This is a genomic window from Pseudomonas sp. UMAB-08, assembly GCF_900095225.1.
Classification (GTDB): Bacteria; Pseudomonadota; Gammaproteobacteria; order Pseudomonadales; family Pseudomonadaceae; genus Aquipseudomonas.
Genome location: NZ_LT607415.1, coordinates 281,371 through 308,175, shown reverse-complemented (window position 1 = coordinate 308,175; position 26,805 = coordinate 281,371). Strand labels below are relative to the sequence as shown.

General features: G+C 58.2%; 24 protein-coding genes and 1 pseudogene. 7 read left to right on the top strand and 18 right to left on the bottom strand.

Annotation, left to right across the window (positions count from 1 at the left end; genetic code table 11):
- The first annotated feature begins 134 nt into the window (after positions 1-134).
- Positions 135-755 carry a glutathione S-transferase family protein gene (locus tag K0F75_RS04515; RefSeq protein WP_219060850.1) on the top strand — a complete coding sequence of 207 codons (621 nt, stop codon included), beginning with the start codon at positions 135-137 and terminating at the stop codon, positions 753-755.
- Between the two features lie 84 nt (positions 756-839).
- Entirely contained in the window at positions 840-1,769 is a 930-nt protein-coding gene (locus K0F75_RS04510; RefSeq protein ID WP_219060650.1) for a pyridoxamine 5'-phosphate oxidase family protein, read from the top strand.
- Between the two features lie 55 nt (positions 1,770-1,824).
- Here K0F75_RS04510 and K0F75_RS04505 read toward each other — a convergent pair whose 3' ends face one another.
- The 14 genes from K0F75_RS04505 to K0F75_RS04440 all read right to left on the bottom strand — a co-directional run bounded on the left by K0F75_RS04505 (position 1,825) and on the right by K0F75_RS04440 (position 17,172).
- On the bottom strand, positions 1,825-2,067 hold the full coding sequence (locus K0F75_RS04505) for a YdcH family protein (protein ID WP_219060649.1): 243 nt from the start codon (positions 2,065-2,067) through the stop codon (positions 1,825-1,827).
- A gap of 202 nt (positions 2,068-2,269) precedes the next feature.
- Positions 2,270-3,205, bottom strand: a complete 936-nt coding sequence (locus K0F75_RS04500; RefSeq protein WP_219060648.1) for a ketopantoate reductase family protein — start codon at positions 3,203-3,205, stop codon at positions 2,270-2,272.
- Between the two features lie 190 nt (positions 3,206-3,395).
- Positions 3,396-4,826, bottom strand: a complete 1,431-nt coding sequence (locus K0F75_RS04495) for a pyridine nucleotide-disulfide oxidoreductase (protein WP_219060647.1) — start codon at positions 4,824-4,826, stop codon at positions 3,396-3,398.
- Between the two features lie 828 nt (positions 4,827-5,654).
- Positions 5,655-6,593 carry a hypothetical protein gene (locus K0F75_RS04490; protein WP_219060646.1) on the bottom strand — a complete coding sequence of 313 codons (939 nt, stop codon included), beginning with the start codon at positions 6,591-6,593 and terminating at the stop codon, positions 5,655-5,657.
- A gap of 580 nt (positions 6,594-7,173) precedes the next feature.
- Positions 7,174-7,443, bottom strand: a complete 270-nt coding sequence (locus K0F75_RS04485) for a DUF1652 domain-containing protein (RefSeq protein WP_219060645.1) — start codon at positions 7,441-7,443, stop codon at positions 7,174-7,176.
- Positions 7,444-7,783: 340 nt separating this feature from the next.
- Entirely contained in the window at positions 7,784-8,266 is a 483-nt protein-coding gene (locus K0F75_RS04480; protein WP_219060644.1) for a GNAT family N-acetyltransferase, read from the bottom strand.
- 143 nt (positions 8,267-8,409) lie between these two features.
- The gene (gene dctM / locus K0F75_RS04475) at positions 8,410-9,693 is read right to left on the bottom strand and encodes a C4-dicarboxylate TRAP transporter large permease protein DctM (RefSeq protein ID WP_219060643.1); all 1,284 of its coding nucleotides are present in this window, start codon (positions 9,691-9,693) and stop codon (positions 8,410-8,412) included.
- The gene (locus K0F75_RS04470) at positions 9,693-10,325 is read right to left on the bottom strand and encodes a TRAP transporter small permease (RefSeq protein WP_219060642.1); all 633 of its coding nucleotides are present in this window, start codon (positions 10,323-10,325) and stop codon (positions 9,693-9,695) included. Before K0F75_RS04470 ends, dctM begins: the two co-directional genes overlap by 1 nt.
- Positions 10,326-10,415: 90 nt before the next feature.
- On the bottom strand, positions 10,416-11,408 hold the full coding sequence (locus tag K0F75_RS04465; RefSeq protein ID WP_219060641.1) for a TRAP transporter substrate-binding protein: 993 nt from the start codon (positions 11,406-11,408) through the stop codon (positions 10,416-10,418).
- A gap of 255 nt (positions 11,409-11,663) precedes the next feature.
- Positions 11,664-12,482 (bottom strand): CoA ester lyase, encoded by an 819-nt coding sequence (locus K0F75_RS04460; protein ID WP_219060640.1) that lies wholly within the window; start codon positions 12,480-12,482, stop codon positions 11,664-11,666.
- Positions 12,483-12,564: 82 nt separating this feature from the next.
- On the bottom strand, positions 12,565-13,770 hold the full coding sequence (locus K0F75_RS04455) for a CaiB/BaiF CoA-transferase family protein (protein ID WP_219060639.1): 1,206 nt from the start codon (positions 13,768-13,770) through the stop codon (positions 12,565-12,567).
- Entirely contained in the window at positions 13,767-15,110 is a 1,344-nt protein-coding gene (locus K0F75_RS04450; protein ID WP_374028595.1) for an MmgE/PrpD family protein, read from the bottom strand. Before K0F75_RS04450 ends, K0F75_RS04455 begins: the two co-directional genes overlap by 4 nt.
- A gap of 10 nt (positions 15,111-15,120) precedes the next feature.
- On the bottom strand, positions 15,121-16,284 hold the full coding sequence (locus K0F75_RS04445) for an acyl-CoA dehydrogenase family protein (RefSeq protein ID WP_219060638.1): 1,164 nt from the start codon (positions 16,282-16,284) through the stop codon (positions 15,121-15,123).
- 60 nt (positions 16,285-16,344) lie between these two features.
- On the bottom strand, positions 16,345-17,172 hold the full coding sequence (locus tag K0F75_RS04440) for a MaoC family dehydratase N-terminal domain-containing protein (protein ID WP_219060637.1): 828 nt from the start codon (positions 17,170-17,172) through the stop codon (positions 16,345-16,347).
- Positions 17,173-17,297: 125 nt separating this feature from the next.
- Between K0F75_RS04440 and K0F75_RS04435 the strand changes: the two genes are divergently transcribed.
- Positions 17,298-18,224, top strand: a complete 927-nt coding sequence (locus K0F75_RS04435) for a LysR family transcriptional regulator (RefSeq protein WP_219060636.1) — start codon at positions 17,298-17,300, stop codon at positions 18,222-18,224.
- On the opposite strand, the gene K0F75_RS04430 is transcribed toward K0F75_RS04435, so the two are convergent.
- Complete coding sequence (locus tag K0F75_RS04430; protein WP_219060635.1) at positions 18,221-19,684, bottom strand: HAMP domain-containing sensor histidine kinase; 1,464 nt, start codon at positions 19,682-19,684, stop codon at positions 18,221-18,223. The genes K0F75_RS04435 and K0F75_RS04430 overlap by 4 nt on opposite strands.
- Positions 19,681-20,403, bottom strand: coding sequence for a response regulator transcription factor (locus K0F75_RS04425; protein ID WP_219060634.1), 723 nt, complete (start codon positions 20,401-20,403; stop codon positions 19,681-19,683). The genes K0F75_RS04430 and K0F75_RS04425 overlap by 4 nt, the downstream gene beginning before the upstream one ends.
- A 170-nt stretch (positions 20,404-20,573) precedes the next feature.
- Here K0F75_RS04425 and msrB point away from each other — a divergent pair, with 170 nt between their 5' ends.
- From msrB to K0F75_RS04405, 4 genes are all read left to right on the top strand, one after another.
- Complete coding sequence (gene msrB, locus K0F75_RS04420) at positions 20,574-21,089, top strand: peptide-methionine (R)-S-oxide reductase MsrB (protein WP_219060633.1); 516 nt, start codon at positions 20,574-20,576, stop codon at positions 21,087-21,089.
- A gap of 41 nt (positions 21,090-21,130) precedes the next feature.
- Positions 21,131-22,903 carry a cytochrome c biogenesis protein DipZ gene (locus K0F75_RS04415; RefSeq protein ID WP_219060632.1) on the top strand — a complete coding sequence of 591 codons (1,773 nt, stop codon included), beginning with the start codon at positions 21,131-21,133 and terminating at the stop codon, positions 22,901-22,903.
- A gap of 61 nt (positions 22,904-22,964) precedes the next feature.
- Positions 22,965-23,696, top strand: a complete 732-nt coding sequence (msrA, locus tag K0F75_RS04410) for a peptide-methionine (S)-S-oxide reductase MsrA (RefSeq protein WP_219060631.1) — start codon at positions 22,965-22,967, stop codon at positions 23,694-23,696.
- Between the two features lie 166 nt (positions 23,697-23,862).
- Entirely contained in the window at positions 23,863-24,825 is a 963-nt protein-coding gene (locus K0F75_RS04405; RefSeq protein WP_374028594.1) for an alpha/beta hydrolase, read from the top strand.
- A gap of 9 nt (positions 24,826-24,834) precedes the next feature.
- Here the strand turns inward: K0F75_RS04405 and K0F75_RS04400 are convergent.
- A pseudogene (locus K0F75_RS04400) lies at positions 24,835-25,784 on the bottom strand (DUF979 domain-containing protein).
- Complete coding sequence (locus K0F75_RS04395; protein WP_219060629.1) at positions 25,781-26,497, bottom strand: DUF969 domain-containing protein; 717 nt, start codon at positions 26,495-26,497, stop codon at positions 25,781-25,783. The pseudogene K0F75_RS04400 and the gene K0F75_RS04395 overlap by 4 nt, the downstream one beginning before the upstream one ends.
- Positions 26,498-26,805: the final 308 nt, after the last annotated feature.

The window sequence follows — 26,805 nt, the reverse complement described above, 5'->3', positions numbered from 1 at the left end:
CCCGCCTCGCTTATTACTCCGAATTACGGAGTAAACATCTTCCCTTTACAGCATTTATTCAAGCACCTGCGAGCACTAGCATCATCACCACAACACAACGATCCATTCCATACAGCCCGTTAAAGGTGATTGCCATGAAGCTCTATTCCCACCCACTCTCCGGCCATTCCCATCGCGTTCGTCTGTTTCTGTCGTTGCTGGGTATAGAGCACTCGCTGATCGACGTCGACCTTGCCAACGCTGCCCATAAGTCCGAAGCGTTTCTCAAGCTCAACCCGTTCGGTCAGGTTCCGGTGCTCGACGACGACGGCGTCTTTTTCAGCGACGCAAATTCGATCCTGGTTTACCTGGCTAAAAAATTCGGCACAACCGATTGGCTGCCCGAGTCCGCCGCTGAAGCGGCACGCGTTCAACGCTGGCTTTCTGTCGCTGCAGGGGAAATCGCCTACGGTCCAGCAGCCGCGCGTTTAATTACCGTATTCGGCGCCCCGTTCAATGCCGAGGATACAATCCAACGCGCTCATGCCATCTTGAAACTGATCGAGTCGACCTTAGCCGACCATGATTGGATCGTCGCAGGCCCCCACCCCACGCTGGCTGATGTCGCGCTGTACAGCTACGTCGCTCAAGCCCCTGAAGGCAATGTCGACCTCGCAGGCTATCCTCGGATAAACCGGTGGCTGGTTCGGATCGAAGCGTTACCAGGCTTTGTTCCCTTTCAGAAAACACCCGCAGGTCTGGCCGCAATTGCCTGACCCCAGGGTTTAAAGGTTTGGCTTGATGACCGGCGCATGGGCGCTCTCAGCAGCGCCCATCCACGGTGTGGGAGGTGATCTACCATGAGTACCGAACAACCCCAACGCCCTCGTTCACCCTGGCACGCAGGTGAACGCGCCTTGCAGCACAACGTCGGCGTGGCCGAGCGAATGGGCGAACTGGGCAGCAGGATCATCCGTGATCAGATCATTGAGCAGCACCGCGCGTTCTACCCGCAGTTACCCTTCGTCGTGCTCGGTACGGTCGATCCCGAAGGGGATGTGTGGGCCACCCTTCGCGACGATGAGCCAGGCTTTATGCAGGCGATCGATCCGTACCGGCTGCACCTGCAATTACCACGTGATGCCAGTGACCCGGCAGACAGGGGCATGGAGGATGGCCAGGCCGTCGGTTTGTTAGGGATTGATTTGCTGACCCGTCGACGCAACCGGCTTAATGGCACCCTCAAACGCAGCGACGATCACAGCTTCGACATTTCCGTCGAGCAGAGTTACGGGAATTGCCCGCGCTATATTCAACAGCGGCAACTCGGCATCCGCAGTGACTCACGTCCGGCAACGGCTCAATGGATGGAGCAACTGGATACCGACACGCGCGATCTGATCAGCAGCGCAGATTCTTTTTTTGTCGCGTCTTACGTCGACGAGCCCTCGAGCGGGCGACAGGTGGATGTGTCCCACCGAGGAGGAAAACCAGGCTTCGTGCGACTGGATGAGGGCGGCACGCTGACGATTCCAGACTTCGCCGGCAATATGTTCTTCAACACCTTGGGTAACTTTGTTCTCAATCCAAAAGCAGGCCTGGTGTTTGTCGATTTCACCACAGGCGACCTGCTGCAAATGACAGGCGACGTGGAGCTTATTCTCGACTCAGTCACCCCCAGCACCTTGGAAGGTGCCGAGCGGTTATGGCGCTTCAGCCCGCGACGCATCGTCAGGCGCTCGAATGCACTGGCATTGCGTTGGTCAACCAAGCCCGACCCTACTCAATGATGACCGGGAGATGGGGTACCCGTGCCGCCGTGCCCGGAACGACGAGCTCGCAGCCTTAGTCCGGAGACGTCAGACGCTTGACGATCTTGTCCTTCACATGCAGGCGTTTTTCCTTGAGTTTCCTGAGCTGTTCATCAGTAACGTTTCCGGCTGACCCGGATTCGGCGTCAACCACTTCAGCGTCTATCGAGTTGTAGGATTCGAGCAGTTGGCTGAGCCTGTCGTCGGCGTCTCTGAGCTTCGTGATCTCTTCCTTGGTGATATTCAAATCCTTGAGCAAATTATGTTTGACCGGCATGTTGTCACCTCTGTTAAACCTGCAGTGATCGTAAGGTTATGAGACTCGCTCCTGGAAAAGGTTCGTTATTTCTGCCTGGCCAACCCGCACAGTCGGTGAATCGGGTAACCCGATCACCACTCACGGGCGCCAGCAGATCGATTCGTGATAGGCGCCGGGGCATGCCGGCGCTCGATATTGTCTGGAGGACATGGGCTGGAGATCAATGTTCGCGCAAGCGCCGTGCTTCGTAGGCTTTAAGGTGAGTGTAGGCGAATTCAAGAACCGACAAATCTGCTGTCGACAGTCCTGCCGCGTCACGGCGTGCGACCAAATCACCGAACATATGCTCGACTTCGATGGCGGCACCACGTTCGATGTCTCGCAGCATGGAAGAGGTCATCTTCGACCCGGGCGTCGTCAACATATTCACAAAGCGCTCATGCGCCTGCGGGCGCAGCGGGTAACCGGCGCTAGCGGCGATCTCGGCGCACTCATCCAGCAATCTCAACACCAGTGACTCACCGCCCGCAGCGAGCACATCACCGACCGTCGAGCGCATGGAGCAAGTAATGCCAGCACCGGTGGCGATAAAACACCATTTCTCCCACATATCCTGGAGGATGCTCGAGCTGAGATTAGCCTCAAAACCCGCACCGGCCAATTCATCCGTCACGCATTGAATACGCGCGGTGACTTGCCCATCCAGTTCGCCGAATGTTAATTGGTTGGTGTCGTTCAGGTGCACGATGGTACCCGACGCATCGCGGTCCACAGAGATCAGGCACTGCCCACCCAATACATTGATATGGCTGAAGCGTGCGGCCAGGCGGTCAAGATGCGCCATGCCATTGAGCAGCGGCAGAATCATCGTTTCAGCCCCCACCGCAGCTGCAAAAGACTCCATCGCTGCATCGAGATCGTAGGCCTTGCAACTCAGGAGAATCAGGTCGTAGGGTGTGTCCAGCGCCTGGCTGAGGACATAAGGCGGATCAGGATAATCGACATTGCCCAGCGGGCTTCGCACGATCAGCCCGTCACGTTCAAGTTCTTCGGCGCGACGAGGCCTGACCAAAAACGTCACGTCCCGCTTCGCCTCCAACAGTCGTCCACCAAAGTAACCGCCGATCGCACCGGCTCCAACGATCAAAATGCGCATGGCTGTCCAACCTCTGCCGAGCCGTTGAGAGGGTCTGCATGAAAGGTAAGAATAGATGATAAAAAACGCTATTCAACAACAGACAAGCCCCCTCATCAGTTGACCCCAGGCACTAAATCGCAGGCAAAAAAAAACCCGAGTAGCCAAAGACCACTCGGGACGAGAGCGTCAGCTCAACGCTGAATGCCTCTTATATTTTGAAGGGCGCGAGGCCAGGCCAGAAAAGTGGCAAGCCACTTTCTAAACGCTCGCTCAGGCTGCGGTTGGGGGTCACCCGTTCAGCCACTGCTGCTGCTTTCAATCGTGCAGATATAGCCTCGATGACAGCGCGACTGGCGTCGTTATGAAACTGCCAGACGCCATAGATTCGCCCGTCGAATGAAGGCTCGCTGCCTAGACGCGGATCAATCCCAAGCCCTGAGCCCAGGCCGAAGAGATACAAACCGTGTAAGCGCCGCCCCGCCAGATCCAGAGGACAGCCCGAAGGGTCGGAATCAAGGCCGCCCTTCACCTCGCGCAGGGTGATCGGCGTGCCGTCGGCGTATTTGAGTTCAGGTATCCGAGGTTGATAACCCGTGCACTGCACCACCACATTCGATTCAGCCAACGCCTGGCTCGCACGTTCATACTGCCGGGCAGGGCCATTCAGGGTTTGCAAGAGATGGACACGGACCCCGTCCGAACCTATTCGGCCGCGCTCAAGAATGTCCCGACCGACGTCCAAAGCGCGATAACGCAAGCCGCCGGACCGGTTGACCCGGCCCGATACCGGGCAAATATCATCGACTGGATCAAACTCATAGCCGTTTGCCAATGCCTGATCGGCACTTTCATAAAACAAGCGGATTTGCGAGCGATGCACCAATGTCATCTCTTCCAGACCGACGCTTTGCAGTGCGCTGGCGAGGTTTTCCAACACGGAAAAAGCACTGTGAGAACCACCGACTACGGTGAATCGCCCACCGTCGGCAAGGGTCGGCGCAAAATGTTCGCGCAACTCTGAGGCGCTCATACGTAGCAATGTATCGGCACTTTGAATACTGGCCGACGGAGGCAGCGATAGCCCCTGATCTGCCAGCGCGTCAAGTAGATGCTGCGGATCTTGACGGCCACCGAGGTTGAGTACCAGCGTACGACACAGAATCGCCTGAGCACGCCCTTCGTGTTCGACCCAGACCTGAAACTCATCATCGTCGCTAACCACATCGGTGATCGTGGCGCTGCTCCACACCTGAACGTCATAACGTTGAACGATAAAATCCAGCACCAGTTTCGACGCTTCTGCCAGCAGCTCCCCTACGTCTGACAGCCGTGGCGCGACGAAAGCCTGATCGCGAATGCGCCAATACGCCGCGCTGTGTTCCAACGGCTCAAACACTTCGCGCAACGCCGGATCACGCAGGCAATCGAGAAATACATCGCCCACAGAGTTGGCGGTAATCTGGTATTCCCCCAGTCTGCCGGTCCCCGGATGAGGACTGGCGTCGACGATGATCAATCCATCGCGCGTTAAATCAGGCAAGGCTCCGCTTTTCAAGGCATTGAATATCAGCCCCATGCCCGCTGGGCCAGCCCCCCCCACCACACAACCGCAGACTACTTCCAGTCGATCTCCATACATGATGATTTACTCCGTGTTTGAATTCAGGTCGTCTTTTTGTGGTCCGAGCGACGTGTTAAGTCCGCCCTAAAAAATGCAGGGATAATCGTTAGCGTCGTGTGTGAATAGAAGAGAATGAAAGAGGGGACTAACTATTAACTAACGAGGGGTAAACAAGAACGCCTTGGCGCAAGCCATCATTGATGGGCCTGTGGTGACGCTTGTTCCTCTGCGCCGCGCGGATACATGCAGCGTTACTCGACAGCTGCTACTTGATAACTTATGTGCCTTTATCGCGGACAACGCTACCGCCAGGGACAAAACTGGATGCCCTTTTAAACAGGCATTGCGGTGTTACGTTACAAAGAAACATCCTCACCGCGGTTCAACGATTCGCCCTGTAACAGAAGAGGCAAACAGGCCCGACCTAGGTGCTGGCTTAGGCGCCAAAAGCCTCGATCAATAATTTCAAAATTTCAGGAAAGTGTCAAATTCCAGACTCATTACAAAAAACGTTACACTTATTACTTAAGCACATGATAGGTATAGGTATTTTTTTTTGACGCCCAAACATCACCATTTACATGCAAAAGTTTATTTTAAATAATCGACTTGGCACGAGGAATCATAGGCATGCGTGGCATGGAACGGGCGCAGGAAAAATGAGGGAGAAATGTCTAGTCCTGAAGTAGGGACACACAACAACAAAAAGCCGCTTCTCCTTACGGGAAAGCGGCTTTGAGCAGCAGCGTCAGTCCATCAATGCATGAACAAAGCGATCAGGATGATGATCGGGATTGGCACACCGAGGAAAAACAGCAGTAATGAGCGCATGGTCATTCTCCTGGCTTAGCGAACAGGTGGGAGTGAAGTTGAAGGGACATAGGCTTCGGTGTCGAGATACACCACCGTATCTCGGCGGCGACCACCAAAGGTCGCTGCGAAGCTGGCAAAAAACGCACCGCAGAGCAGCGCGACAAACATCCACAACGAAGTCCAGGCGGCGGCTTTTCTGGCGGTGTCAGCGGCTTGTTTGGCTGCGAGTTTGGCGTCATCCAAGGCCTTGCGAGCTTTGCCAACCACCTCGTCAACCCGGCGCTCGGCATCGGCCTGGCTGAGGTTGGCGCGCTGGGCGACCAATTGACCCAGGTAGGTCCGATCCTCAGCAGCCAACTGGCCGTCGCTTCTCAGCGTATGGACGAAGATCCGGGTTACGCTGCCGCGCGCAGCGTCATCGCTGACCACCGTCGGGCGATCATCGCGGAACAGGCTGTCAACGAAGTAGCCATAATCGTCACCGCGGCTGTTGCTGGCAGCACTGCCGGCAGCTTGAGTCATTGCACTGGTTGCACCCGACGCCACGCTGGCACCGGCCTGCACACCGCCGCTGACAATACTGCTCACCGAGCCAACCACCAAGGTAGCGGTCACCAGGGTTGCAACGGCCCAGGCAAGAAAGCCATGGGCGGTGTCGCGAAAGTACACCTCATCGCCGTGCATGTTCGACCACTTCACCCGCAAGCGACCGGCGATATAACCGCCCATGCCGGAAGCAACGATTTGCGTGAAGGCCAGCCAGACGATTGTCGAAATACCCAAGCCCGTGGCGCTGATGCCGCTACCGGCCCATGGAGACACCGCCGAGAACCCCAGACCGAAACCGAGCAATACCAGAATCAACGACAATGCCGCGGCACCCGCCGCCCCGGCAAATATTGCCCCCCAGGAAACGCCTGAGAGCATGCGCGACTCGTCCACGGAAATATAAGTATCAGAGGATCTGGTCATAATTATTGTTCTCCCGACATGAAAAATGGCATTACAACTATCGAAAAAATTGCAGTTACCGTGCCAGTCGCGCGCTTAAATAAATTATGTCATTTCAATGAGTTAAAATTTTTGCATGTCATCTGACCATGCAATTTGCAATGACAGGGAAAAATCAGCGGGTTTTATGCATTAAAAAAGAGGAGTCCAGTTACGGTCTTCTCCCTTACGGCTTATCGCTGCCGGGAGATCGAATGGATCGCCATAACCCTGTCGTTTGGAACTGAAAGGGCCGAGGAAAAGAGACGGGTTAGCGTCAGTGCCTTGCACAACGAAGATCAGGAAGGCATTAGTCTACTCACAGCATCACTCGCTGTTTTATATGCTCCATATGCCTATCGGGAACACCTGTTCGCGCGCCGATGCGGCGGGCAAGTGATATTAAGGAGTAGTTGCCGTGCCTTGGCAGTTACGCAAGACATGATGGCGGACGCTTACACACGGACTGCGCCCCTGAAACAGGGGAGTAACACCCACACGTTTAGCGTGCGTGACGCAGCCGGCCGTACTCAAACCCAGTCCCCTGGCGCAGGGGCGAGCCTCACCCGGCGTAGCGGGCCTGTGCATGCAGTTGACCATGGTTAGCAAGGTCATAACGCAGCTCAGCCACCAGTTCGCATATATCCCGACTGTTATTAAGCCTGTCCAGAGAGATACCCGTGACGATCAAATCGACCCGGTCGGATTGAGGGTCGGAAATTTGAACGGTCAATGAATAATCAGGCGCCACAGTGCACTTGCAGCGCAACGGCAAAAAAGCGCGTTCGATGATACCTCGTAATTCCAGTGTGGAAAGCCTGTACGCAATCATGTGCAGCCTCCTCGCAGCAGGCCGGGTCAAGATGACACTGGCCACTTCTATTTATTAAGGTACAAGGACTTCATCCATGGTCGTCAAATAAACGGCGTCTATTACTTGAACGTCCTTAACTCTATACCCGCCCCCTGTGCGGGGCAATGCCATGTTAACGAGGGTGTACACAATCAATTGAACCGGCCTGATGTATAAAATGTATGGAAGAAACGTTTCATCTTTTACGGCTGCCAACAATACCGACCGCGCACATCCGTTTGACCACATTTCCCTCATAAAAAATAAAAAAATACGTCACTCATCAGACCACCTTCCGTCGGCTATTTTCACGCGAGCGTTACAACTCGTTTTTCGCGAGCCGCAGATGAATCAGCGCGACCCTGGCGCCATGCTTGTCTTGACGCTCGTCCACGGCATACGGCTGAAAGCCGAGCTTGGGGTAGAACAACAGGCCAGGGACGTTGTGGTTGAAACACGATGCAGTCAGCTCTTGGGCCTCGTGCTTATCGAAAGCGATGTCAATCATGTAGCCGATCAGGTAACGCCCCACACCCCGCGAGCGGGCACTGGGGGAAATGATGACATTGCCCAGCGAACAACGACCCCGAAACTGCCAGCGAGAGAAATTTGCGAAACCGACCACGGTGCCATTCATTTCAATCACGGTGGAGTCGGAGCAGTGGGCGGTGGCCTCTTTTAGCTGGTGCGGAGTCAGCGGATAAGTAGCCTTGGGAAACATATAAAACAGCTCGTCGACACTTTGTGGAAATCCACAGATAACCGGGATGTCTTTTTCTTCCAGGGGGCGATGAAGGAACATAGTTGGATAACCTCTCGAAGCATCAGGAGCACACGCATATTAAGGACACTATATGCGAAGGATAGAGCAACTACATCCTTACTAAAAAAACCCCTGAGAACCTAAGCTCACAGGGGTCAAGGCACTGCGCTCTCAGTAACGGGTCAAGGCATCCCTAGCCAATTGGGCAAGGCCATCGATATGAAGGGTACGTAGGTCACAAGGATCAGGAACGCCAGGAGGATCATCAGCCACGGCATGGCGGCCCGGATAGTCTGGCCGAGGGTCAGCCCGGTTACCGCCGAGGTGACGAACAGGTTCAGTCCCACCGGTGGGTGCACCAGACCGATCTCCATGTTCACCACCATGACGATGCCCAGATGGATCGGGTCGATGCCCAGCTTCATGGCAATCGGGAAGAAAATCGGTGCCAGGATCAACACGATGGCCGACGGCTCCATGAAGCTGCCTGCTACCAGCAATACGATGTTGACCATGATCAGGAAGCCAATGGGCGTCAGGCCTTCGGAGATCACCCATGTCGTGATTTGCTGCGGGATCTGTTCAGTGGTCAGGACGTGGGCGAAGAGCATGGCGTTAGCGATGATGAACATCAGCATGATCGACAGCCGCCCGGACTCCATCAACACTTTCGGGCAGTCACGGAACCGCATGTCCTTGTAGACGAACAACGCAACGAAGGCTGAATAGACTGCCGCCACCGCCGCCGCTTCCGTCGGGGTGAACATGCCGCTATAGATACCGCCGAGGATGATCACAAGCAGCAGCAAGCCCCAGAATGCACGCCGTGCGGTGTGCAACCACTGACGAAAGCTGACCCGTGGCTGTGCCGGTAACTTCTTGACCCTGGCGACGATGTAGATCACCACCATCAGGATCACACCGAGCAAAATGCCAGGGACAATGCCGGCGATGAACAACTTGCCCACCGAGGTTTCAGTCGCGGCGGCGTACACCACCATGACGATGGACGGCGGGATCAGGATGCCCAGTGTCCCCGCGTTACAGATGATGCCTGCACCGAACTCTTTTGGATAACCGGAGCGCACCATGCCTGCTACCGCGATGGAGCCAACGGCAGCCACCGTCGCCGGAGAGGAGCCAGACAATGCCGCGAACAACATGCAGGCCAGCACAGCGGCAATCGCCAGCCCCCCACGAATGTGCCCGACGCAAGCGTTGGCAAAGTCGATCAGGCGTTGCGCGACGCCGCCGGTGGTCATGAACGCGCCCGATAGCAGGAAGAACGGGATCGCCAGAAAGGTGTAACTGTCCGACGTTTCAAACAGCTTGATCGCCAGCGAACTCAGTGAGTCCTGACTGAACAAGAGGATGGAGACCGCCCCGGACAGGCCCAGCGAAATCGCGATAGGCACGCCCAGGAACATGAAAACGAACAACAACAGGAACAGACAAAGAACCGTCATCAGTGGTGCTCCTCGGTCGAACTGGCGAGTTTGCTCGCTTCAGCCGCCTCATCTGCCAGCCCGAGACCGAGTTGACGATGAGTGAAGATGCGCCAGAAAATTTCTACGTACCGGATGAACACCAGGCCGAAACCAAGGGGCACGATCGCGGCGATATACGACACCTTAATACCGAACTGATCGAGGTCTTCGGCACCGATATTGGCGATGAATACGGCCGATACCCATTTGTAGCTGGCCACCACGAACAAACCTGCGTACGCCAGGCAACACACGCACGCAAGCATTCCCAGCAGGCGTTGCATGCGCCGCGGCGTCAGCCTGACCAATGCGTCCACACCCAGGTGTCCGGCGGTACGCACCCCGTAGGACATGCCGAAGAAAATCAACCAGCCGAACAGCGCCTTGGTCAGCGCCACACTCCAGGTCATTTCCTGGGCAATCCCCATCAAGTGATCACCGATACTCGAGAAAAAAGCGCTGCTCACCACCCATTTGTCGCTCAGGGTGTAAAAAAACGTATAGATGTTGTTGAACATCACGTAGACGAATGTAACCAGGGTCATGGCGGCCAGCAGGAAGGCAATAACGGCTTCCTCCAGGTGCTCCCAAAGTCGCGTCAGCGATTGCATAGAAGTTCTCCGAACGTAGAGAGAGCGGCCGCTCAGATCAGAACGGCCGCGCAGACATTGCTGCCTGTACCGATCAGCTGTCGGTAAACATCAAGGTGCTTTGTTGGAGTCGTCAGCAGCTTTGATCAGATCAGGACCAATTTCAGCCGAGAATTTTTCCCACACTGGAAGCATGGCTTTTCGCCATTCAGCACGTTGCTCGGAGGTCAGTTCGATGACTTCGCTGGTTTTGGCGTCGATGATTTTTTGCTTGGCGCTCTGGTTCAGCGCTTCAGCTTGCCTGTTCACTTCAATCGAGACCTCGTCGAGGATTTTTTGCAGCTCGGTGCGGATATCTACTGGCAGGCCGTTCCAGAACCTGGAGTTGGTGATGACCATGTAGTCGATCAAGCCGTGGTTGGATTCAGTGAAGTACTTCTGCACTTCATTGACCTTTTGGCTTTCATAATTCGACCACGTGTTCTCGGTGCCATTGACCGTACCGGTCTGCAACGCTTGATAGACCTCGGCGAAACTCAATTTGCGCGGGTTGGCGTGTACGGCCTTGAATTGCTCTTCGAGCACGCTGGACGCCTGGACCCGGAACTTCAGGCCGCGTGCATCTTTAGGCACGCGCAAAGGCTGGTTGGAGGAGAGTTGTTTCAGGCCGTTGTGCCAATAGGCCAGCCCGTGAATGCCTTTGTCATCCATGGAGGTCAACAAGGCTTTGCCCTGCGGACCTTGCTGAAAGCGGTCGACCGCTGCCAGGTCATTGAACAGGAACGGCAGGTCGAAGATTTGCACCTGTTTGGTGTACTGCTCGAACTTGGCCAGGGACGGAGCTAATAACTGCACATCACCCAAGAGCAATGCTTCCATTTCCTTGCCGTCGCCGAACAGTGACGAGTTCGCATAGACCTCGACTTTCACCTTGCCCGCCAGACGCTCCTCGGCGAGTTTCTTGAACAGCAAGGCGCCCTGCCCTTTGGGCGTGTTTTCAGCCACGACGTGAGCGAACTTGATGATTATGGGGTCGGCTGCCTGCGTCAGGCTGGCGATGGACACTGCGGCGGCGCATAGGAGCGCGCGGGTCACCTTCAACATCGATTTCACCTTTTTATTGTTGTGATTATTTTTGAGGGAGCTTTTAAAGCGCTGGTACAAAGATGCACAAGGCCGCGCGTTTAGAGAATTTGCATTTTTATAATCCAGCGTTTGGTTTAGCTGAACGCTGGCACTTTGTACCCATGGTCGACTCTGAAGCCCCTGTGTCGTGGGGATAAACCCTCGAAGACTATTGACCCAAAGCAGTCATCGTACAACTAGACTGCGACTAAAGTCGTAGGCCGCTCTTAACCTCTAGACAAGTGTCAGGGCCAATAATCGTTGAGCTCGCAGCAAGACCGGCGCGTCGACCATTTGTCCGTCGACTTGAAATACGCCTGCGCCATGAGCACCCGCGTCCAGCACGCGCTGCGCCCAAGCCAGGTCTTCAGCACACGGGGCCAAGGCTTGGTGAATCACCGGAATCTGTTTCGGGTGAATGCACAGGGCGCCCGCAAAACCCATCTCATAAGCATGGCGAACGGACTGGTGCAGCCCCTCTGGGTCGTCGATGGCCGGGTGCACACCATCGAGGGGAGGCAACAACCCCGCACCACGCGAATGCAGCAACAACAAGACGCGCGCCTGATCGAGTACACATTGTGCAGCCTGAGTGCCGTTGCTCAAGTTCAGGTCCAGCGCCAGGTCCAGGCTGCCAAACGACAAGCGCTGAACGCCTTTGGCGCAGGCAATCTCGGCCAGCGCCAACAGGCCTCGAGCGCTCTCGATGATCGGCCAGATCAGCTTGCCGGTGGCCGCCACTGCGGCAACCTGGGCAGAACTTTCAACCTTGGGCAGCAACACCCCGACAACCCCTGCATGGCGTTGGCAGAAGGCCAGGTCAGCGAAGTGTTCGGCGTGATCCGGGGCATTGACCCGAACCCAGACCGAGGCCTGCGGAGTGCTGTGCAGAAAGGCCGCTAAATTGTCGCGTGCCTGGCGCTTGAGCGACTCTTCCACCGCATCTTCAAAATCAACAATCACCGCATCGGCACCCGCAGCCAGCGCCTTGGCGAATCGCTCGGGTCGACTACCGGGCACGAACAGCGCGGAGCGAACAATGGAACCGGACATGGTTATTCCTCTTTCTTGGGGAGGCCCAATTAATCTGTGGGAACACATTCATTCGCGATGGGATCAACGCGGCGCGGCGGTCTCAGACCACCCCAGCCGCCTGCAGCCGCGCCTGATCTTCAGCCGAAAAACCCAGCTCGCCCAAAATACTACCGGTGTGCTGACCCAGCCCCGGCACCGGGTCCATGCGCGGGGTAAAGGCAGCGTTGCGCCCTGGCGGCAGCAATGCCGGCAGCTTGCCAGCAGGGCTGTCCACTTCGCGCCAGCTGTCGCGGGCCTTGAGTTGCGGGTGCTCCCACACCCCCTGCATATCGTTGACCTGGGCGTTGGCGATCTGCGCCACTTCCAGCCGGGTCACGACCTCTTCCACCGTCAGTTGGGCGAACCCATCGACAATGATCTGGCGCAGCGCCTCACGATTTTCCGACCGTTTGAAGTTCGCCGAAAAACGCTCATCGGTGGTCAGCGCGGTGTCGAGCAACACCTTCTCGCAAAACAGCGCCCACTCGCGCTCGTTCTGCAAACCCAGCATCACCGTGTCGCCGCCCTTGGTCGGGAACGGGCCATACGGATAAATTGTCGAGTGCGAAGCGCCGGCACGCGGTGGCGGCTGGGCGCCTTCGAAGGCGTAATACATCGGATAGCCCATCCACTCCACCAGGCTTTCCAGCATGCTCACGTCAATGCGACTGCCCACGCCGGTTTTGTCGCGCAGCAACAGCGCCGACAGAATCCCGCTGTAGGCATACATGCCCGCCGAGATGTCGGCGATAGAGCAACCGGCTTTGGCCATCTGGTCTTCACCCGGCCCGCCGGTCACCGACAGAAAGCCACCCTCACTCTGGATCAGCAGGTCATAGGCCTTTTTCTTTTCATAAGGCCCGCCTTCGCCATAGCCGGATATGTCGCAGACGATCAGCCGAGGGAAGCGCTCGTGCAGCGCTTCGAACGACAACCCCATGCGCGCCGCAGCACCCGGTGCCAAGTTCTGGACCAAGACATCAGCCTTGCCGAGCAGGGCCTGAAGAATATCCTCCGCCTCGTCCTGTTTGAGGTCCAGGGTCAGGCTTTCCTTGGAGCGGTTGGTCCAGACAAAGTGCGATGCCAGGCCACGCACGCGCTCGTCGTAGCCCCGGGCAAAATCGCCGCTGCCGGGGCGTTCGACTTTCACCACTCGCGCCCCCAGATCAGCCAGTTGCCGGGTGCAGAAAGGCGCGGCAATCGCGTGTTCGAGGCTGACCACGGTAATCCCGTCCAGCGGACGAGGATTGGCTGGTTGAGTCGTCATAGGGTTACCTCCGCCGCATCGCGCAGCCGCCAGACCTTTTCAATCAGCGCTCGGCCCTGCTCCGGCGTGCGTGCGCCAGAAAACGCCAGCAGACGCTGAAATTTGTCTTCCAGCTCAGGCCGCGACAGGGTGTTGCCTGGATCGCCCTTGGGCTCGTCGATGGCTGCGGTCAAGGTGCGGCCGTCCATCGTGGTGACGATCACACGCCCCAACCAGCGCGCCGGATAGGCTCCGTCGACCTCACGGTCCAGCGCCATGCTGACCTTCTCACGGAACGCTGCCACGGCAGGGTCAGTCAGGGCAAACGCCTGAAACTCGGTCAATTGCGCTTTGCCATGCACTGCAATTAACCCGAGTACTGCGCCCATCGAGAACTTGGCCTGATGCACCGTTTGCGGAACCACAACCCGTCCCAGCACATCGATAGCGGCCTGATGCACACGGGTGGTGACATGCTCGATCTGATCGTGGGTCAGGCCCTCGCGCTGCATCAGAAGCAGCAACGCATCAGCGGCCGGATGGGTGTGCCGGCACGAGGCGTGGAACTTGAACGAGGTCTCGGCCAGCGCCCAACGGCTGCCCAACCGGTCGGACAGCTTGCTCGGATCAGCATCGCTGGACATCCCTGCGGCCATGCCTTGATCACCCTCGAGGATATTGCGCGCGCCGGTCAGGCCATCCAGAGTCATGTACGCCGCGAGTAAACCATCGGCAGCAGCTTTGGCGGTGTGCAGTTGTTTCGAGTCGGCGGCGTCGCGCAAAAACTCCCACAACCCGGCGGCCTGAGTGCCCGCGTTGCCAAGCAGGTTGATGAACTGCTCTTTGTCGAAGCCCAGCAACTTGCCGACCGCAACGGCGGCCGCGAGGGTGCCGACCGTGGCCGTGGTATGGAAAATCTTGTAGTGAGAACGGCCCATGAACTCGCCGATGCGAATTCCGGCCTCATAGCCGGCCACTGAGGCCAGCAACAACTCGCGACCGGACTTGCCCAGGTCCTGAGCCGCCGCCAGCACGGCGGGGAACACCACCGTAGCCGGGTGCAGCACCGAGCTGTTGTGCAGGTCGTCCTGCTCGACAAGGTGCGAAGAAGCAGCGTTGACCAGCGCGGCGAAATACGCCGAGGTGCCACGGCCGTTCACCAGAATTTTCGCCGGGCCATCGGCTGGCCCCATGCGCTGCGCATAACGCTCGAACAGCGGGATCGGGTGCGAACCCTGGCTGGCCAGCGCCGAGCCCAGCCAGTCGAGAAACAAGTCTTCGGTGCGGTCGAGCACGGCGTCTGGCACCTGCTCGTCGTTCAGGTCGGCCAGGAAGCCGGCCAATGCTTGGGTATGGCTCATGATCGGCGCCTCAGAAACTGCGTGGCAGGTCGAGCAAATGCTCGGCGACGTAGGACAAAATCAGGTTGGTCGAGATTGGCGCGACCTGATACAGACGGGTTTCGCGGAACTTGCGCTCGACGTCATATTCACAGGCGAAACCAAAACCGCCGTGGGTTTGCAGGCACGCATTGGCCGCTTCCCAGGACGCCTTGGCCGCCAGGTATTTGGCCATGTTGGCGCTGGCCCCGGCATTTTTGCCGCTGTCGTATTCCTCGCAGGCGCGCCAGCGCATCAGGTCGGCGGCTTCGATCTCGATGTGCGCTTCGGCAATCGGGAATTGCACGCCCTGGTTCTGCCCGATGGGCCGCCCGAACACCACCCGATCTCGGGCATAAGCGCTGGCTTTCTCGATGAACCAGCGGCCATCACCGATACATTCGGCGGCAATCAGCGTGCGCTCGGCATTCAAGCCATCAAGGATGTAGCGAAAGCCTTTGCCTTCCTCGCCGATCAGGCTGTCCAGAGGCAATTCCAGGTTGTCGAAGAACAACTCGTTGGTCTCGTGATTGACCATGTTGGCGATGGGCTGAACGGTCAGACCGTTGCCAATGGCCTCGCGCAGGTCGACAAGAAAGATCGACATGCCTTCGGATTTCTTCTTTACGTCAGCCAACGGTGTGGTGCGCGCCAGCAAGATCATCAGGTCCGAATGCTGGACTCGGGAGATCCAGACTTTCTGACCGTTGATCACGTACTTGTTGCCCTGCTTCACCGCAGTGGTCTTGATCTTGGTGGTGTCGGTGCCGGTGGTGGGCTCGGTGACGGCCATGGATTGCAGGCGCAATTCACCGCTGGCCAGTTTCGGCAGGTAATAGCTTTTCTGGGCATCACTGCCGTGGCGCAACAGGGTAAACATGTTGTACATCTGGCCGTGAACGGTGCCGGAGTTGCCGCCGCAGCGGTTCACTTCTTCAAGGATTACCGACGCTTCGGCCAGGCCCAGACCCGAGCCGCCGTATTCAGTCGGAATCAGCGCCGCCAGCCAGCCGGCATCGGTCAGCGCCTTGACGAAAGCTTCAGGAAAGCCCTTTTCTTCATCGACTTTGCGCCAGTAAGCGGCATCGAATTCAGCACACAAGGCGCGCACGCCTTCGCGGATGGCATTCAGTTCTTCATTGTCGTTGGGGTTCATCGATTGGCTCTCATGGGTCTGCACGGACACGCGCTTATCTAATGGGACTGTCCACTGGATTTAGTCGAAATCGACTTCAGCGCTTTGGGCGATACCGGCATCATTGCCGGCCCATAACTGCGCCTTGCCGGGTTCAAGCAGGCGGCCGCCCACGCTGAACGGTTGTGGGGCAATCAACGGACGCACGCCGCGATAGCTGAAATGGCGCAGACGCGCCTCAGGGTTGGCCCGGCAGAACGCACGCAGGCTTAAGGTGGCGATCATCGGACCGTGCACCACCAGGCCGGAATAGCCTTCGGTATCGGTGACATAGGGGTAGTCGTAATGGATGCGGTGGCCGTTGAAGGTCACGGCGGAATAGCGGAACAGCAAGGTCGAGGTTGGCGCAACGGTTTCACTCCAGTCGCCCTTAGGGACCTCGTCGCCGCCGCTTTGCTTCGGAGGGTTGGGCTCGCGGTAAACGATGTCCTGTTCTTCGCGAATCGCCAGTCGACCGTCCTGGGAGTAATCGTGACGCACCGTGACGAACAACAACGCGCCAGTACGGCCGTGTTTTTCTTCGATATGGGTGATGGTCGACAGTCGATGGGCGTCGGCGCCGACCCGCAGCGGTTCGAAAAACTCGATACGACCGCCGGCCCACATGCGATTGCGGTTGTCGGCCGGGGGCAGAAAGCCGCCGCGTGCCGGATGACCGTCCGTACCGAGTAAGGATTCAGCCAGCGGTTCCTGAAAGAAGCACCATTGCCAGAGCGGCGGCAGGGCCGCGCCGTGAGCAGGAGCCTCTTCGCCGAAGGTCGCAGCGATGCGTTTGATCAGGTTGCGACTCAGTTGATCCTGGGCCTCTTCGGTGCGTCCAAGCCAGGCACTAAAATCTGAAGCACTCATGCGGGTTCCCCCTTGCCAGTTGTTGTTATGCCGGGATAATGCAAGGCGCTGGGCATTCTGAGAATTTGCATTTTCGTAAGCCAGCGTTCATAAATGCTGAACGCTAATAAAAATGGGAGACGATGATGCACTTCGATCTGGCTGACCTGCGCCTGTTCATCCACATTGGCGAATCGCCAAGTCTGACCCAGGGTGCGCGGCGAGCGTTTCTGTCACCGGCGGCGGCCAGCGCCCGGATCAAGGCACTGGAAAGCCAATTCGATACTCGCCTGCTGTACCGTGACAGCCGTGGTGTAGAGCTGACACCCGCCGGTCATCGCCTGCTCAAGCATGCGCGACTGGTGATGCGCCAAGTGGATTACCTGAAATCCGAATTCACCCGCTACGGCACCGATTCAGCCGGGCACATCCGCATCTTCGCCAACACCACAGCAGTGACCGAGTTTCTGCCGGAAGTGCTGGCAGGTTTTCTGGCGAAACGACCAGGGGTAACCGTCGACCTGCAGGAACGCCTTTCGCGGGACATCGTGCGCGGCGTGCTCGATGGCACCACCGACATGGGCATTATTGCCGGTCCGGTGGAAGCCGCTGGCTTACAGGTGATGCACTTCAGTACCGACCGTCTGGTGCTGGCCGTCCCCGTGGGGCATACGCTGGCCGGGCCGAAACCGGTGACCCTCAAACAGACCCTGGCCTTCCAGCATATTGGCCTGCACGAAGGCAGCACGCTCCTGAGTTTCCTGCGTGACCATGTCGAGCGGCTGGGGCAAAACCTGTCGCTGCGGATTCAGGTGTCCAGCTTCGAGGCCATCTGCCGCATGGTCGAAGCCGGCGTGGGCATTGGCATCATTCCCGAGTCTGCCGCTGCCCGGCACAGCCGCACCATGCAACTGGCGATTGTCGAACTCGACGAACCCTGGGCGATTCGCGAGCGCAGTATCCTGGTCCGCGAACTGGACGCCTTGCCAGGCACGGTGCGCGCGCTGATCGCAACCTTGATGCCGGATGCGCCCGAAGTGACAACCGACGACGCGGCACCGGCGCTCGGCTAAGCCCCCGCCGCCGTCAGTTCGAAACAAAAAGTCGCGCCTTTTCCGGGCGCGGACAGCAGACGAATCTGAGCGTCGTGCAGTTGCAAAATGCGCCGAACGATCAGCAGCCCAAGGCCACCGGAGCGCCGGTCGCCCGCCTGACTGAAAGGCCGTCGGAACAGGTTTTCCAGCAGTCGTGCGGGAATACCCGGCCCGGTATCACTGACCGTGACGATGACTTTGCCCGCCTCATGCTTGAGCGCCACCTCGATGGTCCCGCCCGAGGGGGTATGCCGGATCGCGTTGTCGATCAGGTTAGTCAGTACCCGCTCGATCATGCCCAGGTCGGCCGACACCATGGACGACGAGCGCGGTAATACCGCCACCAACCGCGACTGCCTGGCTTCAGCCATCAATTCGAATTTCTGAAAGACGTCCTGAATCAAGTCGGAGAGCGAAAAATCTTCGACCACCAGTTGCACGGCGCCATGCTCCAGCCGGGCCAGCTCGAACAAAGCCTGCGCCAGTTGACGTACGTTGTCGCTCTGACTCAAGGCTGCAGCGAGATAGCGCTGTCGCTCGGCCTCGTTCAGTGTTGCGCCCTTGAACGAGAGGGTTTCCAGATAGCCATGCAACGACGCCAACGGCGTGCGCAAGTCATGGGAAATATTCGCCACCAGTTCGCGTCGGTCTTGATCCAGCTGCGTCAGGGTGCGCCATTGCTCGGCAATCCGAGCCGCCATCTGGCTAAAACTGGCCTCAAGCACGGCTATTTCATCGCGTCGACTGGCCCCATCTTCTGCGGTTACCGGCAACGCGACCGGCTCCGCCTGAGTATCGAAATGGCGCATGGTGTCGGTCAGGCGCCGCAGCGGCCGGGTAATCAACCGAAACGCCATCAGCCCCGCCACAAGACCCAGCAGCGCGACCAGCGCCATGGACCACAACGTCGTGCGCAGCACCGAGCTGGCGGCCACCTGAGCTGAAATGCGGTCATGCGCCTCACCCATCAGCACCACGTAGAGGTAGCCCAGATCCTGGCCGCCATCGTGCAGCGCGGCGACGCTGAACACCTTTTGACCGTCGACACTGCGCGGATCGTCGCCGAGGATTGGCAGCGGCTGTCCGTCCAGCAAGCGATGCAGAGGGTTGAGATCGACGCGGTCACGCTTCAGATGACCGGCTGGCGCATCATCCCCGGTGATACGGCCGGTGCTGTCCAGCAAGTAGACTTCGACGCTGGGATTGACGTTCATTAATTTGCTGAACAGCCTGCGGATGTCCTCAACCTTGAGATTACTGGCGCCGATCATGTTGTTGTCGCGGGCGATACTGTCGGCCAAACCACGCGACAAGCCTTGCACCACTTCTTTTTCATGCAGGTCGTTGGCGCGGATCTGCAACCAGGCCGATGCCCCACAGCAGGCTAACAGCAAGATTGCGAACGCTACGGACAGCCGTTGTAATAGCGTCAGGTTCATTCAGCCGGCCTCACGCGGTCCGGCGAGAAACGATAACCCAGGCCCCAAACGGTCAGGATGCGACTGGGTTCCGCCGGATCAGCTTCGACTTTTGCGCGCAGACGATTGATGTGGGTGTTGACGGTATGTTCATAGCCATCGTGCTTGTAGCCCCACACCTGATTGAGCAAGTCCATGCGTGAAAAAACCTTCCCGGGATTTTTCACAAAAAAATACAACAGGTCGAATTCACGTGGTGTGAGTTCAAGGTATTTACCATCGACCTCAGCCTGACGCGTCACTGGGTCCAGCGTCACCCCGTTAAGCTCGATCTTGCCGGCGACCGTCCTCATGTTTTTTTCCAGGGCGTCTACCCTGCGCAGCAGCGCCTTGACCCGTGCCGCCAGTTCCAGCATCGAAAACGGTTTGGCCAGATAATCGTCGGCACCGAGCTCGAGCCCGAGCACGCGATGCATTTCGCTGGACCGGGCACTGGTGATGATGATTGGCGTATAGCGAGCCATGGCACGGGCTTGCCGGCAGATCTCCAGACCGTCCACACCCGGCAGCATCAAGTCCAGGATCAGGGCATCCCAGCCACCTTGTTCAAGCTGCGCCAACCCCGCATTGCCATCGGCGCAATGCGTCACTGCGTAGCCTTCGTCCTGCAAATGCAGGCGCAACAAGCCGGCGAGCTGCAGGTCATCTTCGACAATCAATACACGTTTTGGCGCATCCATTATCAGCCTTCTGGAATGAGTGGTTCCGGCGCGCGGGGGACGCGGCGGGAACGCCATTGTGCAAGATTCCATCGAATCCATTTATCACAATTAATTTAACTTTGCGTGAGGACTTGGTGACTGCGCGCGAAAAACAATGACACAACGCCCACGCCTTCCAGGTGATCCCTATGCAATCCAGACGATGGTTTCTTTTTTGCAGCACGGCTGGCGTCGCCCTTGCGGCGACAGGACTCCTCAACTGGCGCGCCCTCGCCGCGACGTCAGGCGGAACGGCCAGGGCCAGCGAAGTCTTCGAGGTGGCCCACACCGAGGCCGAGTGGCGCGCGCTACTCTCGGCAGATCAATTCGAGGTGCTGCGCCATAGCGCAACCGAACGGCCCGGCAGCAGCCCGCTCAACAATGAACACCGGAGCGGACGTTTTGCCTGTGCCGGGTGCCAGCTTGAGTTGTTTTCCTCCAGCACCAAATTCGAGAGTCACACCGGTTGGCCAAGCTTTTATGCCCCGCTCGAACATGCCGTCGCAGAAACACGCGACATGGCGCTTGGCATGGTCCGCACCGAAGTGCACTGCCGTCGTTGCGGCGGCCATCTGGGCCATGTGTTCGATGACGGCCCCGAACCGACCGGGCTGCGCTACTGCATGAACGGCGTGGCCATGACATTCAAGCCTGGTTCGGCATGAGCCATGACTCAGCCCACAGCGACTAAAAAGGATTCAGCCACATGCTATTAATCATCTTGTCGTACCTAGGGGGCGTGCTGACCATTCTCAGCCCCTGCATTCTGCCGGTGCTGCCCTTCGTATTCGCCCGCTCAGGCGAGCCGTTCCGGCGCAGTGGCCTGCCGCTATTGTGCGGCATGGCGTTGACGTTCGCAGCGGTCGCCACCCTGGCGGCCGTCGGCGGTGGCTGGGTGGTGCAGGCCAACCAATATGGACGCTGGCTGGCCGTCGCGCTGATGGCATTCTTCAGCTTGACCCTGTTGATGCCCCATTTGGCCGAGCGTTTGACACGCCCGCTGGTCTCGGCGGGAGACCGTCTTTCCCAATCGGCACAAACACCGGGTGGCCCACCCAGCATCAAATCATCGTTTTTACTCGGGGTTGCCACCGGTCTGTTATGGGCACCTTGTGCCGGTCCCATCCTGGGCCTGGTACTCACCGGCGCGGCGCTGCATGGCGCCAGTGTTGGCACAACCCTGTTGCTGTTGGCCTATGCCGCGGGGGCTGCCACCTCGCTCGCGTTTGCCTTGCTCATCGGCGGCAAGCTGTTTACCGCCATGAAACGCTCATTGGGTGCCGGCGAATGGCTGCGTCAAGGCCTGGGCATCGCCATGCTAATCGGCGTCGTCGCTATCGCGCTGGGGCTGGACACAGGGCTGCTGACCAACGTATCCAGCGTGGCGACAGCCGGACTTGAGCAAAAGCTGCTCAATACCCTGTCGCCGGTTGCACCGAGCGAAAGCAGCCCGAGCGGCGTCACGATGAGCGTGAGTCTTAAGGACGTCGCCGACTCAGCCCTGAACCTGCCGGTAGAAGGCTCGTTGCCCGACCTCTCCGGCGCGGTTACATGGCTGAACGCTGCCCCGCTCACCGCCGCAGAGCTGAAGGGCAAAGTCGTGGTCATCGACTTCTGGACATATTCCTGCATCAACTGCCTGCGCAGCCTGCCTTACGTCAACGCTTGGGCGAAGAAATACCATGATCAGGGTTTGGTGGTGATCGGCGTGCACGCGCCCGAATTTGCCTTTGAACGAGACGTCGATAACGTGCGCAAAGCGGTGCGTGATCTGGGTATCAATTACCCGGTCGCCCTCGACAACGACTACGCGATCTGGCGTGGCTTCAACAATCAGTATTGGCCAGCGCATTACTTTATCGACGCTCAAGGCAATATTCGTTACCACCATTTTGGTGAGGGTAACTACGCGCAGTCTGAGCGCGTCATCCAACAATTGCTGGCAGAAGCCGGCCATACAAATGTTGCCCGAGGCATGGTCACGGCTGCCGATGCTCAAGGCGTCCAGATGGCCGCAGATGATGCGGAGGTAAGCTCGCCCGAAACCTATCTGGGTTACGCGCGTGCACAGAACTTCGCGTCGGCAGGCGATGAAGTGGCGGACAAGGCCCAGACCTACGTCACCCCGGTGCAACCGCTCCTGAACCAATGGGGACTGGTCGGCACGTGGACGGCCAAACCTGAACAGGTCGTCCTTGAACACGCCCCCGGCCGTATCGTCTATCGCTTTCATGCGCGAGACCTGCACCTGGTTCTCGGCCCGGGGCCCGACGGCAAACCTGTGCGCTTTCGGGTCAGCATCGACGGCACGGCGCCCGGTGAGGATCACGGTACTGACATCGCGCCCAATGGTGACGGCACGGTGACCGAACAGCGCCTTTATCAGCTGGTACGCCAGGCAGGACCCATTATCGATCACACCTTTGCCATTGAATTCCTCGACCCCGGCGTCCAGGCCTACGCATTTACATTCGGTTGATCACGTGGTTCTGCCTTCACAGCGTGCGATTTTCTCAATGATGAACGTGAGGATGAAAAAAATGAGTACTTCTACAGTGGGCGAAAAGAGATCGACTTCGTGGTTGCCGTTGAAACTGGCTGGCGTCAGCCTGATCACCTTGCTACTGGGCCTGTCGCAAACCGCGTGTTCGGCCGAAAAAGCCGTTGCCATCGCCCCACCCGCTCTGGATGAGCCTGTCGGCACCGCCCACCGCGAAGTGGCCGTAATCGCTGGCGGATGCTTTTGGGGTGTTCAAGGCGTATTCCAGCACGTGCGCGGCGTCGAGAACGCGGTGTCCGGTTACGCGGGCGGCGCCGCCAACACGGCAGAGTATGGTCAGGTCAGTTCCGGCGACACCGGGCATGCGGAGTCGGTACAGATCACCTACGACCCGACAACAATCACTTATGGACGCTTGCTGCAGGTGTTCTTCTCGGTGGCCCACAACCCAACCGAATTGAACAGACAAGGCCCCGACAGCGGCACCCAATACCGCTCGGCGATTTTCCCGCAGAACCCGCTGCAGGAAAAAATCGCCAAGGCCTACATCGCCCAACTTGACGCATCCAAAGCGTTCAACGCACCCATCGTCACCCGGATTGAAAACAACAAAGCGTTTTACCCGGCCGAAACCTACCACCAGAACTACCTGACGTTGAACCCGAGCAGTCCCTACATCGTCATCAATGACCTGCCGAAAGTGGAGTATCTCAAGCAGATGGAGCCGACCCTTTATCGCGCTGATCCAGTGCTAGTGGGCAAAGGGCTGTAATGAGTGCAGCTGCAAAAGCTTCGCGAACACGTTTGCGCCTTCACAGGTCTGTGGGAGACTTGCCTGCGATCCACATGACGCGTGTATGCCTGACACGCCGCCTTCGCCAGCTGTTGCGCACTAAGGCCAATCCATCGACTGACGACCTTCAACGCCGAGACACACCATGCCGACGTTATTTTTTTCGCGCCTCAAAGCCCACTGGTTGAGGCTGCTATGCATGACGCTGGTGATCCTCGGCATGCCGTTGAGTTGCTCGGTGCTTAAGCACGAAGAGCGCACGCTGCTGTTCCAGATCGAGCCAGGCACCGCCAGTTGGTATCACGGTTTGCCAGCCGACGTTGAAGAGTTGGAACTCAAGGCGCCAAATTTTGGCGACTCGCAAAACATCCATGCCTGGTGGTGGCCAGCAGCTAAAGCCAGCGCGCCCGCTGTGCTGTACCTGCACGGAACACGGTGGAACCTGACGGGCCAGTTTTTCCGCATCGAGCAACTGCATGCCATGGGTTTCTCTGTACTGGCCATCGACTACCGCGGCTTCGGTCAGAGCCTGGGGTCACTACCATCGGAGACCTCGGTGTACGAGGATGCACGCATCGCCTGGGCGCGTCTGAAAACCTTGCAGCCCGACGCCACAAAACGCCTGCTGTACGGCCATTCACTGGGCGGTGCCGTGGCGATTGATCTGGCCGCCGAACTGGGTCGCGATGCTGAACGCGACGGCGGTAAAAAGCAGGCGCGGGGGCTGATCATCGAATCCACTTTCACCACCCTCGCTGACGTGGCGACGGCTGTCGCCAACACGTCGCTGCCGGTGCGCTGGCTGTTGTCGCAAAAGTTCGATTCCATCGACAAAATCGCTGAGATCCACATGCCGGTACTGATCGTGCACGGCATGGATGACCCTTATGTGCCATCGCGCTTCAGTGAAGAGCTGTATCAGGCCGCCCGAGAACCCAAACGCTTGTTGCTGGTCCCTGGCGGCACACACAACAACAGCATGAGCCTGGGGCGTGAAGCTTACAGCCAGGCGATTCAAACGCTGTTGAAGTCCGGTAGAACACCTGCCAGCGCCGCTGCTCCGGTGGAGAAACCGTTCGTACTCAAACAGAGCAGCGTTGCCGGGTGATTTAAAACATCACATCAGCACGTACAACAACACGATATTGACCACCAGCATCGCCAGCGCCGTGGGGATCTGCGCCTTGATCACCGCGTACTTGTCCGGTAACTCCAGCAACGCCGCCGGGACAATGTTGTAGTTGGCGGCCATGGGCGTCATCAGTGTTCCGCAGTAACCGGAGAACATGCCGATGGCAGCCATCACCGCAGGGTTGGCGCCGTACATGCCGACCAGTACGGCACGCCAATACCCCCCGTCATCACTGGAAAGGCGGCGAAACCGTTGCCCATGACCACGGTGAACAGGGCCATGCCCAACACGTAGACCATCACCGCCACCAAGCGGAAGTCGAGGTTGATGTAGGCCGTGGCCAGGTGCGCCACCGCCTTGCCAACGCCTGCGTCATTGAACAACAGCCCGAGCATGGCGAGCATTTGCGGCAGTACCAGCGCCCACCCCAGCGCCTCCGTCAGACGGCGTGACTCACGCATCGCCTGCACCGGGGTGTCGCGGGTCAGCCAGCACGCCAACGACAGCGCGATCAGGCAGCCGATGCCCAGCGAGACAAAGGTGCTGTTGGCCGGATCAAGCAAGGCCACGTCGCCGAATTTGACGTTTTTCAGAAAGACCGCGCCGATCACAGTCACCAGCGGAATCGCCAGTGCCGGGATGAACAGTTTGTTGCCTAAGCGCCCGGCGCTTGCCCGACGAGCCTTGTCGGGCAGGTCATGATGTTTACCCATCCCAACCCCGCCGCACCCGGCGATGGCAGCCATCGCCAGCACACCGACGCCAACCAGCGCGGGTGGCAACTGCTCGCCCACCAGAAACGCGATGCTGAACAGGCCCCAGAATAAACCGGTGCTCCAGCGCTTCGGATTACTTTTATCGGTGAGCGTCATGACCGAGGTGATCGCCAGAATCACCCCCGCCAACCAGTACAGGTATTGAATCGAGATGATCATTGCGCAAGCTCCTTCACAGCCGGGCTGGCTTGCAGTTCACGTCCCAACAATCGATCAAAGCGATGCAGCCGTATGGCGTGGATCACGAACGCACAGATCGCCGTTGGAATACCCCAGAACGCAATGTGCATCGGGTCAACGTCGATCCCCGAGCCCAGCAGAAAGGTGTGCATCAAGGCGATAGCGCCAAAGGCGACGAATATGTCTTCGCCGAAGAACAGCCCGACGTTGTCCGTTGCCGCGCATAGCGCCAGCAATCGAAAACGCACTGCTTCCGGCAGCTTGCCGAACCGCGCCTCGGCAGCGCCTTCAGCCATGGGCGCCAACAATGGTCGGACCATCTGCGGGTGCCCGCCCAGGCTTGTCAGCCCCACCGCAGCAGTGATTTCGCGGACAAACAGGTAAGCAATCAACAGGCGACCGGCCGTCGCGCTCTGGAACCGGGCAATCCAGCTTTGCGCATGCAGACGCAAACCGTGGCGCTCCAGCAGGCCGATGACCGCCAGCGGCAACAGGATGATCAGGGGCAAGGTGCGGGTTTTGATGAACCCGTTGCCGATGGTCGCAAGAATAGTGTCCAACGGCATGCTCGCGGCAAAACCGGTGACCACGGCCGCGAGGGCGACCACCAGCATCGGATTGAAGCGCAGCACGAAGCCAATGACGATGACCAGCACGCCCAGCAGCGGCCAGAGGTTAATAGCGGTTTGCATAATAAGGATCTCGTTCTGTGGGTCAGGTGACAAGGCTCAGGCCAGACGTCGAATAATCATCCTGTGAACCACCAGAGGTACGGAGCGATGCAAACATAGTTTTGATTGTTGTTATTCATGGAGTCCTCTCTCATTCTCCAGCAATCTTTCGGTACGCCGACAGCTGTGTCCAACGAGAAAAAACCGCTATACCCCATAACAATTTCTGTAGAGGTGCTGGCATATAACCTGCAATTTCCAAAGGGTCAGTGCTACCCCTACACGGTGACGCTCACTCTGTCTCTGCGGCATGCGAAACCCGCTACACC